The organism is Enterobacter cloacae complex sp. IR5441 (assembly GCF_049238215.1).
Lineage (GTDB): Bacteria > Pseudomonadota > Gammaproteobacteria > Enterobacterales > Enterobacteriaceae > Enterobacter > Enterobacter hormaechei_C.
Window position 1 is genome coordinate 55,127 of the sequence record NZ_JBMKIA010000018.1, and the last position, 24,500, is coordinate 79,626.

At 55.4% G+C, this 24,500-nt stretch carries 20 protein-coding genes; 14 read left to right on the forward strand and 6 right to left on the reverse strand.

What is annotated here, in order from left to right:
• Positions 1 to 45 precede the first annotated feature (45 nt).
• The 6 genes from ileS to ACOTX5_RS17975 all read left to right on the forward strand — a co-directional run bounded on the left by ileS (position 46) and on the right by ACOTX5_RS17975 (position 6,354).
• Entirely contained in the window at positions 46 to 2,862 is a 2,817-nt protein-coding gene (gene ileS, locus ACOTX5_RS17950) for an isoleucine--tRNA ligase (protein ID WP_032670587.1), read from the forward strand.
• Positions 2,862 to 3,362, forward strand: a complete 501-nt coding sequence (gene lspA, locus ACOTX5_RS17955) for a signal peptidase II (RefSeq protein ID WP_003856452.1) — start codon at positions 2,862 to 2,864, stop codon at positions 3,360 to 3,362. The genes ileS and lspA overlap by 1 nt, the downstream gene beginning before the upstream one ends.
• A gap of 116 nt (positions 3,363 to 3,478) precedes the next feature.
• Entirely contained in the window at positions 3,479 to 3,928 is a 450-nt protein-coding gene (gene fkpB / locus ACOTX5_RS17960; protein WP_015572634.1) for an FKBP-type peptidyl-prolyl cis-trans isomerase, read from the forward strand.
• A gap of 1 nt (position 3,929) precedes the next feature.
• Complete coding sequence (gene ispH, locus ACOTX5_RS17965) at positions 3,930 to 4,880, forward strand: 4-hydroxy-3-methylbut-2-enyl diphosphate reductase (RefSeq protein WP_017383814.1); 951 nt, start codon at positions 3,930 to 3,932, stop codon at positions 4,878 to 4,880.
• 156 nt (positions 4,881 to 5,036) lie between these two features.
• Positions 5,037 to 5,591 carry a glucose-6-phosphate isomerase family protein gene (locus ACOTX5_RS17970; RefSeq protein ID WP_017383813.1) on the forward strand — a complete coding sequence of 185 codons (555 nt, stop codon included), beginning with the start codon at positions 5,037 to 5,039 and terminating at the stop codon, positions 5,589 to 5,591.
• Positions 5,584 to 6,354 carry a glucose-6-phosphate isomerase family protein gene (locus ACOTX5_RS17975; protein WP_045911001.1) on the forward strand — a complete coding sequence of 257 codons (771 nt, stop codon included), beginning with the start codon at positions 5,584 to 5,586 and terminating at the stop codon, positions 6,352 to 6,354. Before ACOTX5_RS17970 ends, ACOTX5_RS17975 begins: the two co-directional genes overlap by 8 nt.
• A gap of 27 nt (positions 6,355 to 6,381) precedes the next feature.
• On the opposite strand, the gene ACOTX5_RS17980 is transcribed toward ACOTX5_RS17975, so the two are convergent.
• From ACOTX5_RS17980 to ACOTX5_RS18000, 5 genes are read right to left on the reverse strand one after another with little or no spacing between them, the layout of a single operon-like run.
• Complete coding sequence (locus ACOTX5_RS17980) at positions 6,382 to 7,200, reverse strand: PTS system mannose/fructose/sorbose family transporter subunit IID (protein ID WP_015572637.1); 819 nt, start codon at positions 7,198 to 7,200, stop codon at positions 6,382 to 6,384.
• Positions 7,200 to 7,997 carry a PTS mannose/fructose/sorbose/N-acetylgalactosamine transporter subunit IIC gene (locus ACOTX5_RS17985; protein WP_032620888.1) on the reverse strand — a complete coding sequence of 266 codons (798 nt, stop codon included), beginning with the start codon at positions 7,995 to 7,997 and terminating at the stop codon, positions 7,200 to 7,202. Before ACOTX5_RS17985 ends, ACOTX5_RS17980 begins: the two co-directional genes overlap by 1 nt.
• 10 nt (positions 7,998 to 8,007) lie before the next feature.
• On the reverse strand, positions 8,008 to 8,502 hold the full coding sequence (locus ACOTX5_RS17990) for a PTS system mannose/fructose/N-acetylgalactosamine-transporter subunit IIB (RefSeq protein WP_015572639.1): 495 nt from the start codon (positions 8,500 to 8,502) through the stop codon (positions 8,008 to 8,010).
• Positions 8,503 to 8,512: 10 nt separating this feature from the next.
• On the reverse strand, positions 8,513 to 8,941 hold the full coding sequence (locus tag ACOTX5_RS17995; protein ID WP_015572640.1) for a PTS sugar transporter subunit IIA: 429 nt from the start codon (positions 8,939 to 8,941) through the stop codon (positions 8,513 to 8,515).
• A gap of 2 nt (positions 8,942 to 8,943) precedes the next feature.
• A complete protein-coding gene (locus tag ACOTX5_RS18000; protein ID WP_045911002.1) occupies positions 8,944 to 10,686 on the reverse strand; it encodes a class I mannose-6-phosphate isomerase in 1,743 nt (580 codons plus the stop codon).
• A 187-nt stretch (positions 10,687 to 10,873) separates the two neighbouring features.
• On the opposite strand from ACOTX5_RS18000, the gene ACOTX5_RS18005 reads away from it, so the two are divergent.
• From ACOTX5_RS18005 to ACOTX5_RS18025, 5 genes are all read left to right on the forward strand, one after another.
• The gene (locus ACOTX5_RS18005) at positions 10,874 to 11,881 is read left to right on the forward strand and encodes a LacI family DNA-binding transcriptional regulator (protein WP_015572642.1); all 1,008 of its coding nucleotides are present in this window, start codon (positions 10,874 to 10,876) and stop codon (positions 11,879 to 11,881) included.
• A gap of 132 nt (positions 11,882 to 12,013) precedes the next feature.
• A complete protein-coding gene (gene dapB / locus ACOTX5_RS18010; protein ID WP_015572643.1) occupies positions 12,014 to 12,835 on the forward strand; it encodes a 4-hydroxy-tetrahydrodipicolinate reductase in 822 nt (273 codons plus the stop codon).
• Between the two features lie 454 nt (positions 12,836 to 13,289).
• Positions 13,290 to 14,438 carry a glutamine-hydrolyzing carbamoyl-phosphate synthase small subunit gene (gene carA / locus ACOTX5_RS18015; RefSeq protein ID WP_023295905.1) on the forward strand — a complete coding sequence of 383 codons (1,149 nt, stop codon included), beginning with the start codon at positions 13,290 to 13,292 and terminating at the stop codon, positions 14,436 to 14,438.
• 18 nt (positions 14,439 to 14,456) lie between these two features.
• Entirely contained in the window at positions 14,457 to 17,681 is a 3,225-nt protein-coding gene (carB, locus tag ACOTX5_RS18020) for a carbamoyl-phosphate synthase large subunit (RefSeq protein ID WP_023295906.1), read from the forward strand.
• 140 nt (positions 17,682 to 17,821) lie between these two features.
• Positions 17,822 to 18,055 carry a YgdI/YgdR family lipoprotein gene (locus tag ACOTX5_RS18025; protein ID WP_003856439.1) on the forward strand — a complete coding sequence of 78 codons (234 nt, stop codon included), beginning with the start codon at positions 17,822 to 17,824 and terminating at the stop codon, positions 18,053 to 18,055.
• Between the two features lie 48 nt (positions 18,056 to 18,103).
• Here the strand turns inward: ACOTX5_RS18025 and ACOTX5_RS18030 are convergent, their stop codons facing one another.
• Positions 18,104 to 21,061: an autotransporter outer membrane beta-barrel domain-containing protein gene (locus ACOTX5_RS18030; RefSeq protein ID WP_063438809.1), complete on the reverse strand. Its 2,958-nt coding sequence runs from the start codon at positions 21,059 to 21,061 to the stop codon at positions 18,104 to 18,106.
• 371 nt (positions 21,062 to 21,432) lie between these two features.
• Here ACOTX5_RS18030 and kefF point away from each other — a divergent pair, with 371 nt between their 5' ends.
• The 3 genes from kefF (at position 21,433) to folA (ending at position 24,424) form a co-directional block, all read left to right on the forward strand.
• Entirely contained in the window at positions 21,433 to 21,963 is a 531-nt protein-coding gene (gene kefF / locus ACOTX5_RS18035) for a glutathione-regulated potassium-efflux system oxidoreductase KefF (protein ID WP_017383806.1), read from the forward strand.
• Positions 21,956 to 23,821, forward strand: coding sequence for a glutathione-regulated potassium-efflux system protein KefC (gene kefC, locus ACOTX5_RS18040; protein WP_023295908.1), 1,866 nt, complete (start codon positions 21,956 to 21,958; stop codon positions 23,819 to 23,821). The genes kefF and kefC overlap by 8 nt, the downstream gene beginning before the upstream one ends.
• A gap of 114 nt (positions 23,822 to 23,935) precedes the next feature.
• Complete coding sequence (gene folA, locus ACOTX5_RS18045; RefSeq protein WP_234101242.1) at positions 23,936 to 24,424, forward strand: type 3 dihydrofolate reductase; 489 nt, start codon at positions 23,936 to 23,938, stop codon at positions 24,422 to 24,424.
• Positions 24,425 to 24,500 lie beyond the last annotated feature (76 nt).

A 24,500-nucleotide genomic window follows, 5' to 3' on the forward strand; every position in this document is an offset into this window, starting at 1 on the left:
AACCGGCTTAACTGCCTACGTGATAAATACGGAACCGAGAATCTGATGAGTGACTATAAATCAACCCTGAATTTGCCGGAAACAGGGTTCCCGATGCGCGGCGATCTCGCCAAGCGTGAACCGGGAATGCTGGCGCGTTGGACCGATGATGACCTGTACGGCATCATTCGTGCAGCCAAAAAAGGCAAAAAAACCTTCATTCTGCATGATGGCCCTCCATATGCGAATGGCAGCATTCATATTGGTCACTCTGTAAACAAGATTCTGAAAGACATTATCGTGAAGTCCAAAGGACTCGCGGGATATGACTCGCCTTACGTTCCGGGCTGGGACTGCCATGGTCTGCCAATCGAGCTGAAAGTTGAGCAAGAGTACGGTAAGCCGGGTGAGAAGTTCACCGCCGCAGAATTCCGCGCGAAATGCCGCGAATACGCTGCCACCCAGGTTGACGGTCAGCGCGCTGACTTCATCCGTCTGGGCGTATTGGGCGACTGGTCGCACCCGTACCTGACCATGGACTTCAAAACCGAAGCCAACATCATCCGAGCGCTGGGTAAAATCATCGGCAACGGTCACCTGCACAAAGGCGCGAAGCCGGTGCACTGGTGCGTCGACTGCCGCTCTGCGCTGGCAGAAGCGGAAGTGGAGTATTACGACAAAACCTCGCCTTCTATCGACGTGGCCTTCGAAGCGGTCGATCAGGATGCGATCAAAGCTAAATTTGGTCTGCCTGGTGTAAGCGGCCCGATCTCTCTGGTGATCTGGACCACCACCCCGTGGACGCTGCCTGCTAACCGCGCGATCTCCCTCTCTGGCGAGTTTGAGTATGCGCTGGTGCAGATTGATGGCCGTGCGGTTATCCTGGCGAAAGACCTGGTCGAAAGCGTGCTGAAACGCGCGAACATCACCGATTACACCGTGCTGGGCACCGTAAAAGGCGACGCGCTGGAACTGATGCGCTTCAAACACCCGTTCCTGGACTTCGACGTTCCGGCGATCCTGGGCGACCACGTCACGCTGGACGCGGGTACCGGTGCGGTGCATACCGCCGGTGGCCACGGTCCTGACGACTACAACATCAGCCTGAAATATGGTCTGGAAATCGCTAACCCGGTTGGTCCGGACGGCTCTTACCTGCCAGGCACGTACCCGGCGCTGGACGGCATCAACGTCTTTAAAGCTAACGACATCATCGTTGACATGCTGCGCACCAGCGGCGCGCTGCTGCACGTTGAGAAAATGCAGCACAGCTATCCGTGCTGCTGGCGTCACAAGACCCCGATCATCTTCCGTGCAACCCCGCAGTGGTTTATCAGCATGGACCAGAAAGGCCTGCGCGCGCAGTCTCTGAAAGAGATCAAAGGCGTGCAGTGGATCCCTGACTGGGGCCAGGCGCGTATCGAATCCATGGTGGCTAACCGTCCTGACTGGTGTATCTCCCGTCAGCGCACCTGGGGCGTGCCGATGTCTCTGTTCGTACATAAAGAGACGCAGGAGCTGCACCCGAACACTCTGGAACTGATGGAAGAAGTGGCGAAGCGCGTCGAAGTTGACGGCATTCAGGCGTGGTGGGATCTCGACGCCCGCGACATCCTGGGCGCTGACGCAGACAGCTACGAGAAAGTGCCGGATACCCTGGACGTGTGGTTCGATTCCGGGTCTACCCACTCCTCCGTGGTTGATGTGCGTCCGGAGTTTGCTGGTCACGCTGCCGATATGTATCTGGAAGGGTCTGACCAACACCGCGGCTGGTTCATGTCATCGCTGATGATCTCCACCGCCATGAAGGGTAAAGCACCTTACCGCCAGGTATTGACCCACGGCTTCACCGTGGATGGTCAGGGCCGTAAGATGTCCAAATCTATCGGTAACACCGTTTCTCCGCAGGACGTGATGAACAAACTGGGCGCGGACATTCTGCGTCTGTGGGTGGCCTCTACCGACTACACCGGCGAAATGGCGGTCTCTGATGAGATCCTGAAACGTGCTGCTGACAGCTATCGTCGTATTCGTAACACCGCGCGCTTCCTGCTGGCGAACCTGAACGGGTTCGATCCGGTAAAAGACATGGTGAAGCCGGAAGAGATGGTTGTGCTCGATCGCTGGGCGGTAGGCTGCGCGAAAGCGGCGCAGGAAGATATTCTTAAAGCCTATGAGTCTTACGACTTCCACGAAGTGGTGCAGCGCCTGATGCGCTTCTGCTCCATCGAGATGGGCTCGTTCTACCTCGACATCATCAAAGACCGCCAGTACACCGCGAAAGCGGACAGCGTGGCGCGTCGTAGCTGCCAGACTGCGCTGTTCCACATCGCAGAGGCGCTGGTACGCTGGATGGCGCCGATCATGTCCTTCACCGCGGATGAAATCTGGGGTTACCTGCCGGGTGACCGCGAGAAGTATGTCTTCACCGGCGAGTGGTACGAAGGTCTGTTCGACCTCTCCAGCACTGAAGCAATGAACGATGCCTACTGGGACGAGCTGCTGAAAGTGCGTGGCGAAGTGAATAAGGTTATCGAGCAGGCGCGCGCTGACAAGAAAGTCGGTGGCTCTCTGGAAGCGACCGTGACCCTGTACGCCGAACCGGAGCTGGCGGCCAAACTGACCGCGCTGGGCGATGAATTACGATTTGTCCTGTTGACCTCCGGTGCGAAAGTTGCGGATTATGCCGAAGCTACTGCTGATGCTCAGCAGAGCGAGCTGCTCAAAGGCCTGAAGGTCGCACTGAGCAAAGCCGACGGTGAGAAATGCCCGCGTTGCTGGCATTACACCACTGATGTCGGTCAGGTGGCGGAACACGCAGACATCTGCGGACGCTGTGTAAGCAACGTCGCCGGTGACGGCGAAAAACGTAAGTTTGCCTGATGAGTAAAACTCTCTGTTCAACAGGACTGCGCTGGCTGTGGCTGGTGGTGGTGGTGCTGATTATTGATTTGGGCAGCAAGTTCCTGATCCTCCAGAATTTCGCTCTGGGGGATACGGTCCCGCTGTTTCCGTCGCTTAACCTGCACTATGCCCGCAACTATGGTGCGGCGTTTAGTTTCCTTGCCGACAGCGGTGGCTGGCAGCGCTGGTTCTTCGCGGGTATCGCTATCGGTATCTGCGTCGTGCTGGCGGTGCTGATGTACCGCTCAAAGGCCACGCAAAAGCTGAATAATATCGCCTACGCGCTGATCATTGGCGGCGCGCTGGGTAACCTGTTTGACCGCCTGTGGCACGGCTTTGTGGTCGATATGATCGACTTCTACGTTGGCGACTGGCACTTCGCGACCTTTAACCTCGCCGATAGCGCAATATGCGTTGGTGCGGCGTTAATCGTGCTGGAAGGCTTCTTGCCTAAACCGGCCGCGAAAGAGCAGGCGTAACAAAACCAGCCGGGTGACGCGTAGCGATCCCGGCCTACAGAATTTGTGGCCCCCGTAGGCCCGGTAAGCGTAGCGCCACCGGGCAACAGGTGACCCAAAACAAGCGAGCAATTTGCATGTCTAAATCCGTACAGAGCAACAGCGCGGTTCTCGTTCATTTCACGCTGAAGCTGGATGACGGCTCCACGGCCGAATCCACCCGCAACAATGGCAAACCGGCGCTGTTTCGTCTGGGTGACACCTCCCTGTCTGAAGGCCTTGAGCAGCAGCTTCTGGGTCTGAAAGAGGGCGAGAAAAAAGCGTTTTCGCTGGAGCCGGATGCGGCATTTGGCGTGCCAAGCCCGGACCTGATCCAGTATTTCTCGCGTCGTGAGTTTATGGATGCGGGTGAACCAGAAATCGGGGCGATTATGCTCTTTACCGCTATGGACGGCAGCGAAATGCCTGGCGTGATCCGAGAAATCAACGGCGATTCTATCACCGTCGATTTCAACCATCCGCTTGCCGGGCGTACCGTTCATTTTGATGTCGAAGTGCTGGAGATCGATCCGGCACTGGAGGAGTAAAATGCAGATCCTGTTGGCTAACCCGCGCGGCTTCTGCGCCGGTGTAGACCGCGCTATCAGCATTGTTGAAAACGCGCTGGAGATTTACGGCGCGCCGATTTACGTGCGTCACGAAGTGGTGCACAACCGTTACGTGGTCGACAGCCTGCGCGAGCGCGGTGCGATTTTTATCGAGCAGATCAGCGAAGTGCCGGACGGCGCAATCCTCATCTTCTCCGCGCACGGCGTCTCTCAGGCGGTACGCAACGAGGCGAAAAGCCGCGATCTGACCGTATTCGATGCCACCTGTCCGTTAGTGACAAAAGTGCATATGGAAGTGGCGCGCGCCAGCCGTCGTGGTGAAGAGTCAATTCTGATTGGTCACGCCGGTCACCCGGAAGTTGAAGGCACCATGGGCCAGTACAGCAACCCGGAAGGGGGCATGTACCTGGTCGAATCACCGGAAGATGTCTTTACGCTGGACGTGAAAAACGAAGCCCGTCTGTCGTTTATGACCCAGACGACGCTTTCCGTAGACGACACCTCAGACGTGATTGACGCCCTGCGCCAGCGCTTCCCGAAAATCGTCGGGCCGCGCAAAGATGATATCTGCTATGCAACCACCAACCGTCAGGAAGCCGTACGCGCCCTGGCTGAACAGGCGGATGTGGTGCTGGTGGTCGGCTCGAAAAACTCCTCTAACTCCAACCGACTGGCCGAACTGGCGCAGCGTATGGGGAAAGCAGCTTTTCTGATCGACGACGCAACGGACATTCAGGAAGCGTGGGTGAAAAACGCGGCCTGCGTCGGTGTTACCGCAGGCGCTTCAGCGCCGGATATCCTGGTGCAAAACGTCATTGCCCGCCTGCAAGAGCTGGGCGGTGGCGAAGCGGTGCCGCTGGAAGGCCGTGAAGAGAACATTGTCTTCGAAGTGCCGAAAGAGCTGCGAATCGACGCCCGCGAAGTGGAATAATGTCCTCTCAATCTTCAAAATGCCGGTGGCGAAAGCCTCCGGCATTTTTGTTTCTGGTTAACTGTGATTCACCATCAATATTGACGCTTTTATCACTAGGTTAATCGTTTAATCTGCCATCATGATATTGCTGTTCTCCTCGGGCCGGAGAGCGATATGAATTCAGACATCTTTTTGCCACCTCAGTTGACGTGGGCTACCGGCGCGCTAGCCGGCGGGCCGCTTATCCGCAAAACGACTCGTCTTGCGGATCTTCCTGGGATCTTCGCAGACGGCGAGGCGTGGAAGTGCGGCAATCCTCAAAAAAGTGTGTATGACGTAGACGTACTGGGCTCGCCCGTAGGGGAAGGGGCACTCTTCGTTGGGGTAACTCACCTGCGTGCGGGTAACGTGGGCGATGAGTTCTTTATGACTCGCGGTCATTTTCATCAGCGCCGCGAACAGGGCGAGGTCTATTTTGGCCTGCGCGGATGTGGCTTGTTGCTGCTGCAAACGGAGGCGGGCGACGCGCGGCTTGAGCAGGTGACGGCTGGCTCCGTGCATATTATTCCTCCTTTTACAGCGCATCGTTTGATTAACACTGGCAACGAGACGCTATCCTCCCTTGCCGTCTGGCCGAGCATTGCGGGACACGACTATGCGGCGCTGGCAGAGGGCTTCACCCTGCGGATCTTTGCCTCCGGGGAAGGTTACGAGGTGCGCCATGGCTAACTATGGCCTTGATATGACCATCACCCGTCAGCCGCTCGGTTTTTGCTACGGAGAGGATGTTACCGGGCCGATGCCGGAGATCAGAACGCTGGATCAGATCCGCCCGTCGCTGCGCAATCCGGACTGCGAAGGGCCTGAACAGGTGTATGCCATCGCGATGGACGTGGCGCGTCTGGCGGACAGGCCGGAGCTCGAAAAACGCATGCTGCTTTTTGGTGTGGTCACCTACGCGGCAGGCACGCTTGGCGATGAGCCGGTCCGCAGCCAGGGACATGTTCACCGTATTAGCCAGCACAGCGGATGGTCGCCCCCTGAGCTGTACGAAATCTGGCAGGGTAAAGCGATTATCTACATGCAGGAGTATGTGGACGACGATCCGGGACGTTGTTTTGCGGTACTCGCGGGGCCGGGTGAAAAGGTACTGGTCCCTCCCGGATGGGGCCATGCGACGATTTCGGCCTCGCCCAATGAGCCGCTGACGTTTGGTGCGTGGTGCGATCGGGAATATGGCTTTGAGTATGAGGCCGTTCGTGCACGAAAAGGTCTGGCCTGGTATCCCTTAGTTCAGGGTAATCATATTGTCTGGCAGCATAACAGTCACTACAGACCAGGGCGCTTGCAGATGATTACGCCGAGAAGTTATCCGGAATTTGGCATTACTGATGCGCCTGTTTATCAGCAGTTTATTGATGACCCCGCACGGTTCCAGTTTATTTCGCGTCCGGATAAAGTCACAGAACTGTGGAATAACTTCCATCCATAAAGAAGCCGGGGCATTGCCCCGGTTTTCTTATCCTGCAAACAAACCGGACGCCACGCCAAGCGCTGCAAGTATAAGCAGCAATATCATGGCTTTTACCGGCGACACGCCGCGTTTTGCCATCAGATACCAGGTCCCCAGCACCACCGCCAGCGGAAGCAGCTGCGGGAAAATACCGTCCAGCATCTGCTGAACGTGAATGTTAACCCCGTCCCGGGTGATGAACTCCAGCCCGGTGCCGAGCTTCACGTAGCTGGCCGCCACGCCGCCCATGACAAATACGCCCAGTAGCGAGAGCGCTTCCCGTAGCCGGGTAGATTTGCTGCTGACCAGCATCTCCACGGAGCCTGATCCCATCTGGTAGCCTTTGAGAAACAGGAACCAGGAGCCAGGGATAATGATGGCCAGCCAGGCAACGGTATAAAACAGTGGACCGAGGATATTTCCGCCTGCCGCCAGCGCCATCCCAATGCTAAGCAGGATCGGGATCAGCATGCCGGGGATCATCGAATCGCCGATCCCGGCAATTGGCCCCATCAGGCCTACCTTCAGGGTATTTATGGTTTCACCGTCAATCGGCTCGCCGTTGGCTTTTTTCTCCTCCAGCCCCAGCGCCATACCGTTAACGATCGCGCCAATCTGTGGCTCCGTGTTGTAGAACGACGCGTGACGGCGCAGCATCTCGGTACGTTGTACCGGGTCGGGATAGAGCTTTTTTGCGACCGGCAGCATGCTCAGGCAAAAGCCGAAGGATTCAAGGCGTTCAAAGCTCATTGAGGAGAGGTTGTGCATCATCCACGCTCGCCAGCAGCGGCGCAGATCCTTGCGGGTGAGTTTACGTTCTTCCATCAGAATTCATCCTCGTCGTCAGGGACAGGTGCTGAAGCCACGGCCTGCGGTGCCTCGGGTTTATAGTTGTAATGAATCAGTGCCAGCAGGGCGCCCACGATCACCAGCGCGACCATATTGAGTTTCAGGAAAACGATGCAGACGAAGCCCACCAGAAAGTAGATAAGCATGGTATAGCTTTTGATGATCTGCTTAAGCAGGATGGCAATACCGACGGCGGGCAAGATGCCGCCCAGCACATTCATGGTGGAGAGGACGATGTGCGGCAGGCTGTCCATAAACCCGCTAATGTACTGTGCGCCAAAAAAGACGGCGATAAAGGTAGGCACAAAGCGCAGCACAAAATTCATCGCCTGCGGCCAGATGGCGCTGTTGAGGTAGATCCCGTGCTCGTCGCCGTTCTCCAGCGCCACATCCGCACGATGGTTCCAGAAGGAGTTCAGCACCATCATCGCATTGAAGAGAATGGTTCCGGCGATCCCAATAGTCGCCGCCAGCGCGACGGCAACCTCAGGTCCTTTGCCGGAAAGTATTCCCAGCGCAATGGCCGGATAAGCCACAAAGTTTAAATCTGCTGGCATCGAGCCGCCGGGTGTCACCATTGCGATATACACCGCCTGCACCGCTACGCCAATCATAATCCCGGTTTTGATATCGCCCAGGATCAGGCCAACCAGCATCCCGGAAATGAGCGGTCGGGAGATGAGATACCAGCCGCCCGTCAGCCCTAAAAGCCACGGACTACTGAGTGCGCCCAGATAACACAGCAGGCCAATTAAAGCCGCTTCGATAATCATGATCTGCTCCTTATTTCAGCTTTTGTCTGGCATCCTGCCAGGTATAAAAACTGGCATCAGGAACCAGGCGGAATTCAATCGCGTGTCCCTGCCCGGTCAGCCACTCGAACGCCGCCGCTTCATCCTGGGTTACCGATTGATTCGGGCCGATGGTGATCGTGTTAGCCCGGGCGCTCATCGGGCCCACGTTAATTTTTCCGTTGCTGTTTTTCAGGCTAATGCCCGCCTGCTCAATGCGCTGTAGCGTGAGTGGAGATTTGCCAATCACGAAATAGCGCTTTTCGCTGGCAATCACTTTTGGCAGTTTTTCGATCGCGGTTGCCGTATCGAACAGCCACACTTTAGTATCTGATACGGCTCCTTTCATGACCGACGATAACAGCGGATCGGCCGCAACGGCATCGTCAATGGCAACGATGCCGTCGCAGGGCAGCTCCCTGGCCCAGCGTGTAATGAGCTGCCCGTGGATCACGCGATCGTCAATGCGTACAAAAGAAATACTCATATGCGGCTCCTTAAAAATCGTCTGTCTGTGCAGTATCTGCCGGTTTCGCCTGTACCAGCGTCGGCAGAGTAATTTCGATAAGCTGCCCGGCAGCCTGATGAACATCGCGAGCCATCATCACCTCATCGGTTTGCAGCAGCATCGGGAAGTTGACTCCAGCCACCACGGCGACCGGCGGCTGCGTATATGGGTTAAACGCGGCCTCACAGGCCACGTTCCACGGCGTGCCGCTTTGCATGTCGCACAGCACCAGCACGCCGTCAGCGTTGACGCTTGCCGCTTCCAGTGTGGAGATGAAATCCTGCCGGAAGCCCTCTATTCCCGCCTGTTCGGTCAGACAAATGGCGTGTATGCCGGGGAGCTCGCCGTATACCATCCGGCCGCTCTCCAGCAGCGCGGCGGCTAACGGCCCATGAGTGGCGACAATAAAATGAATCATCGTTAGCTCCTTACCCAGGCTTTGATAGTCGCGAGGGGGTGTCCGGAAGCACGGGCTGAAGGTGAAATGCGATAGTCACCTACGCTTGCCGGAATGATGAAGGTTTCGGCGTAATGGACGGTAAACGGCTCAAATGCACCGGTTGGGCTGTCGACAATTGCTTCGTCGCCCTCTACCAGATTCAGCACGTTCACGCCGCCGCCGGTGTGGTGCAAAACGGGTTCGCTAAACCAGTGGCGGCGGGTTTCGATAAATTCACGCTCGTGCAGGCCAGTACGCTCTTCACGCCAGCCGTTTCCTTCCGCGACAGGTTCGAACTGATTCACCAGATGCTGATGAACCCACTGCGCGTCGCGCTGCCAGTCGATCACCTTTTCACCGTGCTCCAGGTGTACCGGGCGCGGCAGCCCGTCCAGGCCCAGGCGGCCCCAGTCCCACAGTTTGAAGGTGAAAATATACGGCGTAGCGCTGATCTCCAGCACCATGGTTCCCGCGCCGGAGCAGTGCACCGTCCCAGCCGGGATCAGGAAATGGTCGTGCTTTTTCGCCGGGATCTGATTAACGAAGCGGTCGTCATCAAACGGTTTTTCACCGCGACCCGCGCGCCTGAGATCGTCCATCATGGCCTCAGGGTCTGTGCCGGTTTTGGTCCCCAGATAGACGACGGCACCCGGCTCCGCTTCCAGAATGTAATAACTCTCATCCTGGGTATAGTGCATCCCAAACTGCTGCTGGATGTACTCGGTAATGGGGTGGACCTGGAAGCTCAGATTCTGGCCACCCATGGTGTCGAGGAAGTCAAAACGGATCGGGAATTCCGCGCCGAAACGTGCGTGAACTTTCTCGCCCAGCAGAGCACGGGGCTCAAGCAAAACCAGATCCTGAGAGGGGATCTCGATCCGCACTGCGCCAAAACGCAGTAACAGGCTGTTCTCCTCGGGCACGCAGTCAAAACACCACGCGTAATTGGGTGCAGAGGGATCGAGATCGAATTGCTGTTTCATCCACTGGCCGCCCCAGACGCCAGGATCGAAAAAGGGCGCTACGCGGAAAGGCTGGGTGGTAGTTTGCTTCAGCCCGGCTCGCAGGGCCTCGCCGCTGACCATCGCGGGCTGGTTCGTCTGGGTTGTATCCAGTAAAAAATCGGTGCGCCTGAGCAGCGGCGTTTTGTGGCGATCGAAGACGCGCCATTCGACAAAAAAGGCGCGCTTGTAGCGACGAAGCATATCTTCCTGCTGATTATCTGCGCCCCAGTTCCCAGTCTCACCCCGGCGCATACGCTGCTGGATCTCCCAGCGCGGCAGATCGGCATACACCAGCACATCACCCGGATGGACAAGCGTCGCACCGGGACCGTAGATCACAATCAGCCCCCCGGAACACTGGCTCACCCGAACCTGCAACGCCTCCAGACGCGCGGGATCGAAAAACTCTCCAAGCTGGTGGCAGGAGAGAACGCCAAAGACGCGATCGTCTGTGAGGTTGCGTGCCAGCATCTCATGAATGGCACACTCATCCCGTCGCGCCTGTTCAGCATTGATCGCCAGCGTCGGGCGTAGACGCGGCAGCACGTTCTCTTCAAGCTCGGTCATGCGCACGCCCGGATAGCAGTCAATCGCCAGCACCGTGCGGCTGCGCTGTTGGGTTTTTGACTCAAGAACGCGGGTTATTGCTTCCCAGCCTTGCCAGGCGCTGTCATCAAAACCCTGTATCGCCACCGTGGGGAATTTGTCGTAGGTTGTCATTGTATCCTCCGTAATCGTTATTTAAGGTTATTCGATTAACCGTATTTGAGAAGAGTGGTTAACGCGATTAACCCGCCATAAATGCGAATCGAATCCAGAACAACAGCGGTAATGTGAAGAGTCTCACAGGGAAAAATGCAAAAAACAGGTTATTCGATTAACCTGTAGTGATGATGAAGGAGACAACATGACGGGAATTACACTGGCCGATGTCGCGAAACGCGCCGGCGTGTCAACGGCGACGGTCTCGATGGTGCTCTGCAACAAAGGCCGCATTTCGCAAAGCACGCGCGAACGTGTGCTTAAGGCGCTGGATGAATCCGGCTATGTCTATAACCAGACGGCAGCCAATTTACGTAACCGCAGCAGTAACCAGGTCGGGCTGCTCTTGCACGATATCACCAACCCTTTTTATAGCGAGATGACGGCAGGGCTAAGTCATGAAATGGAGCGCCACGAGCTGATGCTTTTTCTGGCGAATAGCGAGGAATCGGCAGAGCGACAGCAAAAATTTGTTGATTCACTGATGCGTAATAACGTCGGCGGTATGGTGCTGTGTGCGGCTCGGGAAACGCCCCAGGCCTTTTTTGAGGGTCTGAAGCGGCGCAATATTCCGGCTATCATGGTTGTGCGCCCGCTGAACGATCCGGATTTTGATTTTGTCGGAACGGATAACTTCTTAGGCACGCAGATGGCGACGGAGCATCTGCTCAGAATGGGCCATCGGCACATTGCGTTCATTGGAGGGAGTCAGAATTCGGGCTCTCGGGCGCAGCGTATCGGGGGCTTTACCAGCAAGCTGCTGGAATACGGCGTGACGCCGAATCCTGCCTGGATCAGAACCTCTCACGCCAGCCAAAGCGACGGCGCGCGCGTGGCAGAGGCGTTACTTCTCGAGCATCCACACATCAGTGCGGCAATTTGCTATCAGGATGTTGTGGCGCTGGGGGTGATGCAAAGCTTACGCAAGATGGGCCGTGAGCCGGGACGTGATTTTGCGCTGGTCGGTTTCGATGATATTACCGAAGCGGCTCTGGTGCAGCCCGCATTGACCACCGTATCGGTGGCGGCGAAAGAGATTGGTCGTAAGGCAGGGGAGTTACTTTACAGCCGCATACAGGGCAACGACGAACCCGCCAAACGAATCATTCTGCCGCCTGCGCTGGTGGTGCGGGAATCATGTGGTTTTCGCTGACGATCATGTCTTTCACTGATATCTCACCCTGTTTATCATTAAATTCTAATTATCGGCGTTTTCTGTGGCAGCCTGTGCAAAGGCTGGTTAATCTGAAAACGATTTACATCATTTTAACGTAAGAGAATAACTATGCATGATGCACAGATCCGCGTCGCCATTGCGGGCGCGGGCGGACGTATGGGCCGTCAGCTGATTCAGGCGGCACTACAGATGGATGGCGTGGCGCTTGGCGCGGCGCTGGAGCGTGAAGGTTCATCGCTTTTGGGAGCCGATGCAGGCGAGCTGGCAGGCGCAGGTCAGACGGGCGTTACCGTGCAGAGCAGCCTTGAGGCGGTGAAAGAAGACTTTGACGTGTTTATCGATTTTACCCGCCCTGAAGGCACGTTGGCTCACCTGGCGTTTTGCCGTCAGCACGGTAAAGGGATGGTGATTGGCACCACCGGTTTTGACGAGGTCGGTAAGCAAGCCATTCAGGATGCGTCCACTGAGATTGCGATTGTCTTTGCGGCAAACTTTAGCGTGGGGGTAAACGTCATGCTGAAACTGCTGGAGAAGGCGGCGAAGGTGATGGGCGAATACACCGACATTGAAATCGTCGAAGCGCACCATCGCCACAAAGTCGATGCTCCGTCAGGCACGGCGCTGGCAATGGGCGAAGCGATTGCGTGTGCAATGGATAAAGATTTGAAAGACATCGCGGTCTATTCTCGCGAAGGCCACACTGGCGAGCGCGTGCCTGGCACCATTGGGTTTGCCACCGTTCGCGCGGGTGATATCGTCGGTGAACATACCGCTATGTTCGCCGATATTGGCGAAAGGATCGAAATCACTCATAAAGCATCCAGCCGCATGACATTTGCAAACGGGGCGGTACGTTCGGCATTGTGGCTGAAAGGTAAGCGTAATGGTCTTTTTGATATGCGAGATGTCCTCGAACTCAACAATTTGTAAGCATTATTACCCTTCGTGATGTGGTTATTGCAGTCGTAATTACTTGATTGCATAGGGCAATATTTTATTGCCCTTTTATTTTGTCTGTTTGGGGTGTTTATTGTGTCTAACTGATTTAAAGTAAGTGTTTTCTCGATAATTTCTGTTGCTGAACTGTAAATTTTGACCATTTGGTCCACTTTTTATTCCTGCAAGACGTTTCTTTCTATTAAACTGTATACGCAAGCGGTTTCCACAGTGATTTAGTTGATCTTTTTGCCGCTTAATCTGAGTTCAGACCTCCAGGCTTGCAAAAGAATATACAAAACTCCCGTTTTAAGTTGACTTTTACATGGCAAATCCCCAGAATGCCGCCGTTTGCCAAAAATCCGCTGGCAACACATTTGCATTGATCCATGACATGGTTATGAATTAATATGCAAATAAAGTGAGTGAATATTCTCTGGAGGGTGTTTTGATTAAGTCAGCGCTATTGGTTCTGGAAGACGGAACCCAGTTTATCGGTCGGGCCATAGGGGCAACGGGTTCGGCGGTTGGGGAAGTCGTTTTCAATACTTCAATGACCGGTTATCAAGAAATCCTCACTGATCCTTCCTATTCTCGCCAAATCGTTACTCTTACTTATCCTCATATCGGCAATGTCGGCACCAATGCGGCTGACGAAGAATCCTCTCAGGTACATGCGCAAGGCCTGGTCATTCGCGACCTGCCGCTGATTGCCAGCAACTTCCGCAACACCGAAGACCTCTCTTCTTACCTGAAGCGCCACAACATTGTGGCGATTGCCGATATCGATACCCGTAAGCTGACGCGTCTGCTGCGCGAGAAGGGTGCACAAAACGGTTGTATCATCGCAGGGGATAACCTCGATGCGACGCTGGCGCTGGAAAAAGCGAAAGCCTTCCCGGGACTGAACGGTATGGACCTGGCGAAAGAAGTGACCACCGCTGAAGCCTACAGCTGGACGCAGGGAAGCTGGACGCTGGAAGGCGACCTGCCGGAAGCGAAACCGGAAAGCGAGCTGCCGTTCCACGTGGTGGCCTACGATTTTGGCGCCAAGCGCAACATCCTGCGTATGCTGGTTGACCGTGGCTGCCGCCTGACGGTGGTTCCGGCGAAAACCTCTGCTGAAGATGTTCTGAAGATGAACCCGGACGGCATCTTCCTCTCTAACGGTCCTGGCGACCCGGCGCCGTGCGACTACGCTATCGACGCCATCAAGTCCTTCCTTGAAACCGACATCCCAGTATTCGGCATCTGTCTCGGCCATCAGCTGCTGGCGCTGGCGAGCGGAGCGAACACCGTCAAGATGAAGTTTGGCCACCACGGTGGTAACCACCCGGTGAAAGATATCGACAACAACACGGTGATGATCACCGCGCAGAACCACGGCTTCGCTGTGGATGAAGCGACGATGCCAGCTAACCTGCGCGTGACGCATAAGTCACTGTTCGATGGTACCTTGCAAGGTATCCATCGCACCGATAAGCCTGCGTTCAGCTTCCAGGGCCACCCTGAAGCCAGCCCGGGCCCACACGATGCCGCGCCGCTGTTCGATCACTTCATCGAACTTATCGAGCAATACCGTAAGACCGCTAAATAATCAGGAGCTGAGAAGACCATGCCAAAACGTACAGACATAAAAAGCATCCTGATCCTTGGCGCTGGCCCGATTGTCATCGGCCAGGCCTGCGAATTCGACTACTCCGGCGCGCAGGCGTGTAAAGCCCTGCGTGAAGAGGGTTACCGTGTCATCCTGGTAAACTCTAACCCGGCCACCATCATGACCGACCCGGAAATGGCGGATGCGACCTACATCGAGCCGATTCACTGGGAAGTGGTACGCAAAATTATCGAGAAAGAGCGTCCGGACGCGGTGCTGCCGACCATGGGCGGCCAGACGGCGCTGAACTGTGCGCTGGAGCTGGAGCGTCAGGGCGTGCTGGAAGAGTTCGGCGTGACCATGATCGGTGCGACCGCCGACGCGATTGATAAAGCAGAAGACCGTCGCCGCTTCGACGTGGCAATGAAAAAAATTGGCCTTGATACCGCACGTTCCGGTATCGCGCACAATATGGAAGAAGCGCTGGCCGTTGCGGCTGAAGTGGGTTATCCGTGCATCATCCGTCCTTCCTTCACCATGGGCGGCACCGGCGGCGGTATTGCCTACAACCGCGAAGAGTTTGAAGAAATTTGCGAGCGCGGCCTGGATCTCTCCCCAACCAAAGAGCTGCTGATTGATGAATCGCTGATTGGCTGGAAAGAGTACGAGATGGAAGTGGTGCGTGATAAAAACGACAACTGCATCATCGTCTGCTCCATCGAAAACTTCGACGCGATGGGGATCCACACCGGCGACTCCATCACCGTTGCGCCAGCTCAGACGCTGACCGACAAAGAGTACCAAATCATGCGTAACGCCTCGATGGCGGTACTGCGTGAAATCGGCGTGGAAACCGGCGGCTCTAACGTGCAGTTCTCGGTGAACCCGAAAACCGGCCGTCTGATTGTTATCGAAATGAACCCGCGCGTGTCCCGTTCCTCCGCACTGGCCTCCAAAGCCACCGGCTTCCCGATTGCGAAAGTGGCGGCGAAACTGGCGGTGGGTTACACCCTTGACGAGCTGATGAACGATATCACCGGCGGCCGCACGCCAGCGTCCTTCGAACCGTCCATCGACTACGTTGTGACCAAAATTCCACGCTTTAACTTCGAGAAATTCGTCGGTGCCAACGACCGTCTGACTACCCAGATGAAATCCGTTGGTGAAGTCATGGCGATTGGCCGCACGCAGCAGGAATCCCTGCAAAAAGCACTGCGCGGCCTGGAAGTGGGCGCGACCGGCTTTGACCCGAAAGTCAGCCTGGACGACCCGGAAGCGCTGACCAAAATCCGCCGCGAGCTGAAAGACGCGGGCGCAGAGCGTATCTGGTACATCGCCGATGCCTTCCGCGCGGGCCTGTCCGTCGACGGCGTATTTAACCTGACTAACATTGACCGCTGGTTCCTGGTGCAGATTGAAGAGCTGGTGCGCCTGGAAGAGAAAGTGGCGGAGCTGGGCATCAACGGCCTGGACGCAGACTTCCTGCGCATGCTGAAGCGTAAAGGCTTCGCCGATGCGCGTCTGGCTAAGCTGGCGGGCGTGCGTGAAGCGGAAATCCGCAAGCTGCGCGACCAGTACGACCTGCACCCGGTCTACAAGCGCGTGGACACCTGTGCGGCTGAATTCTCGACCGATACCGCATACATGTACTCCACCTATGAAGAGGAGTGCGAAGCGAACCCGTCCGTCGACCGCGACAAGATTATGGTGCTGGGCGGCGGTCCAAACCGTATCGGCCAGGGCATCGAGTTTGACTACTGCTGCGTACACGCCTCACTGGCGCTGCGCGAAGACGGTTACGAGACCATTATGGTCAACTGTAACCCGGAAACCGTCTCGACCGACTACGACACTTCCGACCGCCTCTACTTCGAGCCGGTCACCCTGGAAGACGTGCTGGAAATCGTGCGCATCGAGAAGCCAAAAGGCGTGATCGTGCAGTACGGCGGCCAGACTCCGCTGAAGCTGGCGCGCGCGCTGGAAGCAGCAGGTGTGCCGGTTATCGGCACCAGCCCGGATGCGATTGACCGTGCGGAAGACCGCGAGCGTTTCCAGCAGGCGGTTGACCGTCTCAAACTGAAACAGCCGGCGAACGCCACCGTGACCGCAATTGAAATGGCCGTTGAGAAAGCGAAAGAGATCGGCTACCCGCTGGTGGTGCGTCCATCCTACGTACTGGGCGGCCGCGCGATGGAAATCGTCTACGACGAAGCGGACCTGCGTCGCTACTTCCAGACGGCGGTGAGCGTTTCCAACGATGCGCCAGTGCTGCTCGACCGCTTCCTCGACGACGCGGTTGAAGTCGACGTGGATGCCATCTGCGACGGCGAAAGGGTGCTGATTGGCGGCATCATGGAGCACATCGAGCAGGCGGGCGTGCACTCCGGTGACTCCGCCTGTTCTCTGCCAGCGTACACCCTGAGCCAGGAGATTCAGGACGTAATGCGCCAGCAGGTGCAGAAGCTGGCCTTCGAGCTTCAGGTTCGCGGCCTGATGAACGTTCAGTTCGCGGTAAAAGACAACGAAGTCTATCTGATTGAAGTCAACCCGCGTGCGGCGCGTACCGTACCGTTCGTCTCCAAAGCGACCGGTATTCCGCTGGCGAAAGTGGCGGCGCGCGTGATGGCTGGCCAGACGCTGGCTCAGCAGGGCGTCACGAAAGAAATTATCCCGCCTTACTACTCGGTGAAAGAGGTGGTACTGCCGTTCAATAAATTCCCGGGCGTTGACCCGCTGTTAGGGCCAGAGATGCGCTCTACCGGGGAAGTGATGGGCGTTGGCCGTACCTTCGCAGAAGCGTTTGCGAAAGCGCAGCTGGGCAGTAGCTCCACCATGAGAAAATCTGGCCGTGCGCTGCTCTCCGTTCGCGAAGGCGATAAAGAGCGCGTGGTTGACCTGGCTGCCAAGCTGCTGAAACAGGGCTTCGAGCTGGACGCCACTCACGGTACGGCGATTGTGTTGGGTGAAGCGGGTATCAACCCGCGTCTGGTGAACAAAGTGCATGAAGGTCGTCCGCACATTCAGGACCGCATTAAGAATGGCGAGTACACCTACATCATTAACACCACCGCAGGTCGCCAGGCGATTGAAGACTCCAAACTGATTCGCCGCAGCGCGCTCCAGTACAAAGTGCATTACGACACCACCCTGAACGGCGGTTTCGCGACGGCCATGGCGCTGAATGCGGATGCCACCGAGAAGGTGATTTCGGTGCAGGAAATGCACGCTCAGATTAGCAAGTAACACACATTGCCCGGTGCCATCCGGTTACCGGGCAATTTTCCCATCTTAAGAACCTTCTGGTTTTTCATCCGCTTTCAGTCAGTTAGCCTAAAATAGTTAGGTCGATAACGAAAATTCAACTGAGAGCAGGGGAATACACCATGCAAAATAAACTACTGATCGCTTCCGTTCTGGCTGCCACCGCAATGTTCACCGTGGCGGGCTGTTCGTCCAATCAGGCCGTAAAAACCACCGATGGCAAAACGATTGTTACTGACGGGAAACCGCAGGTGGATGACGATACCGGTCTGGTATCGTACAAAAACGCCGAAACCGGTCAAACTGAACAGATTAACCGTGACCAGGTTAAATCAATGGGCGAGCTGGATAACTAAAAAAAAGCAGTGGCACATGCCACTGCTTTTTTGCTTCAGGATGATCGATTACCAGCGATGGTTTAACAAAATATGACCGCCGTAGGCGGCATAGCTGTTTTCACCCCACTCGCCGCTGGCACGAAGGGAGATCGTCGTGGTTTCGTTCAGGTTGCCGGTTAAGCCCAACTCTAACTGACCACGATCTTCCGGCGTATCGTTGCTGACGGTCTCGTCGTTGAATGCCAGATCGTTTTGACCAGCACCTTTCAACCAGTTAACCGCAACGTACGGCTGCCAGGCCTTGACGTCCTTCTGCTGGAAGTAGCTTGCTTTAACGCCGAGACGACCAAAGACGCTGTCATTGTCCAGGGTAGTGACGCGTACGCCGTCGCGATCGGTATGATTTTCCTGATCGAGATAGCTGTAAATCACCTGCGCCTGCGGCTCGATCTTCCAGGTGCGTTCATTTTCAGACTGGATTATCCACGCGTGGCCGACTTCAACAGACGCGGCGAAACCTTCACTATCGTAGTCTTCATCGTTGCGATTGCTGGTGACGTTGTTGTTGTACCAGCTGTAAGCGGCCCAGGTATCAACGTAGCTGCCCAGACGTAATTTCTGATCTTCCTGCCAGGTGGCGTACAGCCCAACATTGAAGCCATCAACCTTACCCTGTGCGTCACGTACGTTGTGCTTCGCATCAGAGTGGGTCTTCGCCTGGCCTGCACCGAACATCCCGCCAGCACGCAGGATACCGTTATCCATTGGCTTGCTCATGAAATCGCTGCCGACTTGCAGTACGGTGGTGGTGGTGTCGTAGCTGACTTTATCGCCACCCGCATCGTTCTCGTGATAGCGACCCTTAACGTACATCCAGGTGTTCAGGTCGTCTTCATTGCGGAAGGTGATCTGGTCGCGATCGTCACGCTTATGCAGGAACATGCCCTGTGCGGCAAGGTAGTTACCTAAGTAAGCACCCACTTCAGGTGCCATGACTTCCGGAGCATTGTTACCGCCGTTGTCAGTGTTGCCGCCATTATCGGTGCTGCCGCCGTTATCGGTGCTGCCGCCGTTATCGGTGTTGCCGCCGTTGTCGGTGTTGCCACCATCATCGGTGTTGCCACCGTTATCGGTGTTACCGCCATTGTCGGTGTTGCCACCATCATCGGTGTTGCCGCCGTTGTCGGTGTTATCGCCATCATCAGTATTGCCACCGTCATCGGTGTCGTCGGAAGGCTCATCAGAAGGCGTCGCCTTTGATTCCAGATACCAGTTGCCGTCACTGTGCTGGTAGAGGCTATATTCCCAGGCGCCTGCAACGACCGGTTTTGCCAGCGTCAGTTGGGCTTCGGAACTGCCGCCGATGCTGACAATTTCCATACCGTTAATGGTTTGCGCGCCTGCGCCGCCAATGTTGGTGATGCTGATGCCAGACTGACCGAAGCTGCTACCCGTAATAGTGAGGTGATCAGTTGGTGAATTATCTTCACCCAGGGTGCTGTTCATCACGATCTGGCTACCGTCAGAGCCGGTGTAGTCGCCATTAATCGTAAAATTATTGCCAACGCTCTTATTAGCCGCACTGAGTAACAGCGTGCCGCCATTAGTCACGTTGCCGTTGATGGTATCGACGCCGGAAGCGCTGAGCGTGGAGTTACCCTGGACTGCATTCCATGCCGCCAGCGTACCGCCGCTAAGAACCGCGATGTTGTTGTTCACTTCGCCTGCGGTGGCAAAGGTCGCGCCATTTTCAACGGTAACGGTGGCGTTACTGCCCTTGACGCCGAGCGTTGCGCCGGTGGAGACCAGCGTGGTGCCGCCGTGCAGAACCGTATCCCCTGTATAGCTATTTTTGCCCGTCAGGGTCAGGGTGTTGGAATCAACTTTTTCGACGTTACCGCTACCGGTCATGTCGGTGGCGAAAGTGAAATCGCTTCCCTGGTTAAAAATGACGGTACCGTTGTTGGTGAGCCCACCGCTGAGGGTCGCGGTTTTTTCGCCATCGCCCAGTTGCAACGAAGCATCTTTGGCCACCCGTGTATTACCGGTATTCGATACCGCGCCTGACAGGGTTAACGCGCCCGTGTCTATCAGCAAGGAATCGCCAGAGCCAATAATATCGAGATCGCCCGACAGCGCCCAATTTTCGCCCATCATTGTGACGCTGGCAAAGCCGTCGTCTTCATTCAGACCAACAAAGTTACTTTCTTCCGAACCCGTGCCGATCAACGTCAGGGTATTTCCTCTGGAATTTGTGGATATTACGTCACCGATGAGGTTGGAGCCAGTGTCGAGCAGTAGCGTGTTATTTTTATCGCTGGAAAACATAATAGCGTTTGTTTCACCACTAATCGTTCCGCTATTTTTGATATCTAATTTTGCTGTATCTTTTACATTGATTCCGTACTGGGTTCCCTGCACAGTGGCACTGTTAAAAATCTTAGTGTTGCCATCATTTGCCGTAATAGCATCACCGTTTGTACCGATAATTTCGCCACTGTTATTAATGCCAATACCAACCTGAGTACTAAGACCTGTTTTTCCTTTTATCGTTCCGGTGCTGGTATTGGTAATATTTACTGCGGAGGAGTTTTCACTGACAAAAATGCCATTTTCCGAGCCAGTAATGTTTCCACTATTATTAAAATCACCGAGTACTGACTGAATATTCACCGCATTCGCGGTGGTGGAGGAAATGGTTGCGCCGATGTCGTTATTAATTACAATGCGCTGTACACCAGTATTTATATTCAGGCCATTTCCCGTGCCAGAAATATTCCCATTATTAGTGGCGTTAGTGGTAGTAAACCCAGTGACAGATACCGCCGCTTCACTATCTGCGGAAGATATCGTCACGTCTTTATTAATAACATATTCAGCATCGGCTGAGAAATCTTGAGGAACAGAAGTTGATTGGTCAATCGTTGCAGAAAACGCAACCGCAGGGGTGCATATCAACAAGGCAGGAAATATCTTTCCCAGAGTTTTGGTTGTATTATTTAATTGGGAGGGTTTGTTGCTCATGTACACATCCATTTGAGTGAGAAGGAATATTCGACACGTGTGTGAAACGTATATCGACCGCCTAAATAATGAGCTCAAAACAAAGAGCGTAAAATTATTATTTTTTCAATGGGTTATGTACAGACTGTTTTATTAAAGAATGACTTAAGGTCCTCTAAAAATATCTGTTGGCAATATGAGTTGTTACTATTATTTTGCGGCATGAATTTGTCGTACGCGTCGTTTTCTTTCTTTAGCGCCGTAATCGCTGTTAAGGTGGTGATGATTGCCAATACTTGCGATTTACTTTGAAGCGTAAGATGACCCCTTTAAGTCGGGGTGGTAACTGTCTACACTCATTGCTACAAGAAAAGTAAAAGACGGGCATATACATGATTCTGATAATTTATGCGCACCCCTATCCGCAGCACTCGCATGCGAATAAGCGGATGCTTGAGCAGGCAAGGACGCTCGAAAACGTAGAGATACGTTCCCTCTATCAACTCTACCCTGATTTTAATATCGATGTCGCCGCCGAACAGGAGGCGCTCTCCCGTGCCGATCTGATCGTCTGGCAGCATCCGATGCAGTGGTACAGCACGCCTCCGCTGCTGAAATTGTGGATCGACAAAGTTTTCTCCCACGGTTGGGCATATGGGCACAACGGCAACGCGCTTCAGGGCAAAAGCCTGATGTGGGCTGTTACCACCGGCGGGGGGGAAAGCCACTTTGAGATTGGCGCCTTCCCCGGATTTGACGTGCTGGCGCAGCCGCTCCAGGCTACTGCCCTTTACTGCGGTCTGAACTGGCTTCCGCCTTTTGCGATGCACTGTACCTTTGTCTGCGACGATGAAACCTTGCAGGCGCAGGCTCGTCACTACAAACAACGTTTACTTGAGTGGCAGGAGACGCACAATGGATAGCCATACGCTGATACAGGCGCTGATTTACCTCGGCGCGGCGGCATTAATTGTGCCCGTGGCGGTTCGTCTGGGGCTGGGCTCGGTGCTCGGCTATCTGATTGCCGGGTGTGTGATTGGCCCCTGGGGCTTTCGGCTGGTGACGGATGCCGAGTCGATCCTGCATTTTGCGGAGATCGGCGTGGTGCTGATGCTGTTTGTGATTGGTCTGGAGCTGGATCCGCAGCGGCTGTGGAAACTGCGCGCCTCGGTGTTTGGCGGAGGCGCCCTGCAAATGCTGGCCTGCGGTCTGCTGTTGGGCGGGTTCTGCATTCTGCTGGGGATGGAGTGGAAAGTCGCAGAGCTGATCGGCATGACGCTGGCGCTCTCCTCGACGGCGATTGCCATGCAGGCAATGAACGAGCGTAACCTGACGGTGTCGCAAATGGGGCGCAGCACCTTCTCCGTACTGTTGTTCCAGGATATTGCCGCCATCCCGCTGGTGGCGATGATCCCGCTGCTGGCAGCCAGCGGCGCATCAACGACGCTGGGGGCATTTGCCTTATCAGCGCTGAAGGTTGCCGGTGCGCTGGCGCTGGTTGTTCTGCTTGGTCGCTACGTAACGCGTCCGCTGCTGCGCTTTGTTGCTCGCTCTGGCCTGCGCGAAGTATTCAGCGCCGTTGCGTTATTCCTGGTGTTTGGTTTTGGATTGCTGCTGGAAGAGGCCGGGCTGTCGATGGCAATGGGCGCCTTCCTCGCGGGGGTCTTACTGGCAAGCTCCGAATACCGTCACGCGCTGGAAAGCGATATCGAGCCGTTTAAAGGATTGCTGCTGGGGCTGTTTTTCATCGGCGTCGGGATGTCTATCGACTTTGGGACGCTGGTAACCCATCCGCTGCGCATCATCATTCTGCTGGTGGGTTTCCTGGTCATTAAAATGGCGATGCTGTGGCTGATTGCCCGCCCGTTAAATGTGCCAAAACCGCAACGCCGCTGGTTTGCCGTGCTGCTGGGGCAGGGGAGTGAGTTTGCTTTCGTGGTCTTTGGCGCAGCGCAGATGGCAAATGTACTCGATCCGGAATGGGCAAAAGCGCTGACGCTGGCGGTTGCGCTGTCGATGGCCGCAACGCCGATCCTGCTGGTGCTGCTGACGCGTCTGGAAAAAACGGGAAGCGAACAGGAGCGAGAAGCCGATGAGATCGACGAGGAGCAGCCGCGGGTGATCATCGCCGGATTTGGCCGCTTCGGGCAGATTACTGGCCGTTTACTGCTCTCCAGCGGAGTCAAAATGGTTATCCTCGATCACGATCCTGACCATGTCGATACGCTGCGTAAATTCGATATGAAAGTGTTTTACGGTGATGCGACCCGGGTTGATCTGCTGGAATCCGCCGGGGCGGCGAAAGCCGAGGTGTTGATTAATGCCATTGACGATCCAGAGACCAGTATGCAGATGGTTGAGCTGGTCAAAGAGCATTTTCCGCATCTGACCATTATCTCCCGTGCGCGCGATGTGGATCACTACATCCAGCTGCGTCAGGCGGGTGTGGCAGCCCCTGAACGTGAAACCTTCGAAGGGGCGCTCAAATCTGGCCGCATGGCGCTGGAAAGCCTGGGGCTTGGCGCGTATGAGGCACGTGAGCGTGCCGATCTGTTCCGCCGTTTTAATCATGAGATGGTGGAAGAGATGGTGGCGATGGCGAGCAGTACGGCAACCGAACGCGCTGCGGTGTTTAAACGCACCAGCACCATGCTGACGGAGATCATCAACGAGGATCGTAATCATCTGTCGCTGGTTCAGCGCCACGGCTGGCAAGGAACGGAAGAGGGCAAGCATACTGGTGATCCTGCGGATGAACCGGAGAGTAAACCCTCTGCGTGAAGTGGAGTTGCCAGCAATATTAAAAAATTTCTAATTCTTTACCCTGCCGCCAGTCGACGAAAGATTAAGCTTTCCGTATAGTGGCGGCAATTTTTTGCATCCGGGAAATTTTCAATGATCAGTCTGATTGCAGCGCTGGCGGTAGACCGCGTTATCGGCATGGAAAACGCCATGCCGTGGAACCTGCCTGCCGATCTCGCATGGTTTAAACGTACTACGTTAAACAAGCCGGTAGTGATGGGCCGCCTGACCTGGGAGTCGATTGGTCGTCCACTGCCGGGTCGTAAGAATATTGTGATCAGTAGCCAGCCGGGCACTGACGATCGCGTTCAGTGGGTTAAGTCCGTTGATGAAGCAATTGCCGCCTGCGGCGATGCCGAAGAGATCATGGTGATCGGCGGGGGGCGTGTGTATGAGCAGTTCCTGCCTAAAGCGCAGAAACTGTATCTGACGCACATTGATGCGGAAGTGGAAGGGGATACCCATTTCCCGGATTACGATCCGGACGAGTGGGAGTCCGTATTCAGTGAGTTTCACGATGCGGATGCGCAGAACTCACACAGCTCTGATGAATCCCCTAATGATTTTGGTAAAAATCATTAAGTTAAGGTGGATACACATCTTGTCATATGATCAAATGGTTTCGCGAAAAATCAATAATCAGACAACAAGATGTGCG